Here is a 1,667-nt window from a genome sequence, read left to right on the forward strand (position 1 = left end):
GCATTGCTAAGGGTATTTCATTCATCGACAATGTTTCGACGCGTGACGACATCACGGGCTCCGAAGACTGTACCTGGCTCTGTCGGGAAGTCCGCTCGCACGGCGGCAAAGCAGGCTTCTACATTTTCGGATGTAATGAGCACGGACATCATCGCGGCGACTTTTGCATTCAGGACGAGCAAAGTCTTCCGGAAGCTTTTGAAATGGACAGGCGCTTCGTACTGATGAAGAACGGACTGCAGACCACGCCTGTTGTTTGAGTCGTTTTAAATTTAAAATCGCATCGCCCGCTTCGCGGTCGGTGCGGCGCAGGCAGATAGGGGAGCAACTTGAAGGGAGATGCGTATGAGAGACAATCGCTGGTCGAGTGACGCTTGGGATCTGCCTGCCGCTCGGGATCCGCTCTATGTCTACTTGGCTAAAAGGCTCGAGGAACTGATCGAGAGCGGACATTGGAAGAAAGGCGAAATGCTGCCGAGCGAGATAAAACTCGCGGAACTTTTCAAGGTATCGCCCGGTACGGCAAGGAGCGCCCTCAAAATTCTGACGGAAAAGGGCGTTCTGCTTCGGCGGCAGGGCAAGGGCACTTTCGTTGCCGACTACGAAGAGGATTCGAAAAATGCGCTGTTCCGGTTCGTGCGCCTCGTGCCGGACGACAACTTGCCGCGAGTTCCAACCCGGACGACGCTAGAACTCTTCGAAGTCGTGCCGGCGGATCGCAAGCAGGCTGAGCTTCTCGGCGTCGATCCCTTTGCTGACCTGATCCACGTGAAGCGGGCGCACTTCATACGCTTGAGATCTAGGGACGAATGTGTGAGCTTGGACGAGCACTTTCTCGTTCGGCGACTCTTTCCGACGCTGACCGCAGAAAAGATGGCGCACCATAAAGAGCGGCTTCTCTATGCTTTTTATCAGAAGTCCTGTGGTGTGACGATTACCAACTACTCCGAGACGGTAAGGGCGGAACTCCTCGCTGAAGATCTCTGCGCTCGCTACGGCTTTTCTTATCCGATGCCCGTTATAGTCGGTCGGCGAATCGCAAGGACGTTCAACAACATCGCCGTTGAGCTCCGACTACAGCATTACACGACGAACCACTATCACTTCACGTTCGATTTCTAAGAGCGTTTCACGAAGTTGTTCGACGCTTCCGGACGGTTCGGGTGGCTTAGTCTATTGGGTTCGGGACGCCCCGTGAGCGTCGTGTTCAGCTTTACTTGTCCGATGTCCGAAATTTCGTTCAGTTTTATACGTCCTCAACTGTTCAGGTATTAACGTCACGTAACAGTGCTGCGCACGATGGGCCTTATATCCTCCCCCGGGGAGAGGTTTTACGACCCGTTCGATAAAAAACTCGGCCCGAATAGAGGCAGGGCCGAGTAGGAAAACGAAAAGACGCTCTTGCTGTCAAATGCAAGGGGTACGATTAAAGCCGAGCCCTTGCCCTGTGCCGCTTACTTACCAACGGAAGAAGGCTTTCGTGACGTCCCAGGCGGCTTTCTGGAGCTTCAGCGTGACTTCGGGCGGCAACGGCTTCTCGCAGCCGCCCGGAAAGGTATTCCCTTCAAGCGATTCCTTCATCAGCGTCGACCAGATGACTGCACCCGCAAGATAGGAACCGGCGGCAGTCGGATGAGAATGATCCGGCATGATAAGGTCGATCTCCG

The 1,667-nt window shown here is 54.5% G+C and carries 1 protein-coding gene and 2 pseudogenes; 2 read left to right on the top strand and 1 reads right to left on the bottom strand.

Going from position 1 to position 1,667, the window contains the following annotated elements; translation table 11 throughout:
* A pseudogene (locus H6A60_RS11160) lies at positions 1-260 on the top strand (amidohydrolase); the annotation flags it as partial.
* An 85-nt stretch (positions 261-345) separates the two neighbouring features.
* Positions 346-1,122 carry a GntR family transcriptional regulator gene (locus H6A60_RS11165; protein ID WP_205104623.1) on the top strand — a complete coding sequence of 259 codons (777 nt, stop codon included), beginning with the start codon at positions 346-348 and terminating at the stop codon, positions 1,120-1,122.
* A gap of 336 nt (positions 1,123-1,458) precedes the next feature.
* On the opposite strand, the pseudogene H6A60_RS11170 reads toward H6A60_RS11165, so the two are convergent.
* Positions 1,459-1,667: pseudogene (locus tag H6A60_RS11170) on the bottom strand (SGNH/GDSL hydrolase family protein); the annotation flags it as partial.

Origin of the sequence: Sutterella massiliensis, assembly GCF_016899755.1 — a bacterium.
GTDB lineage: Bacteria > Pseudomonadota > Gammaproteobacteria > Burkholderiales > Burkholderiaceae_F > Sutterella > Sutterella massiliensis.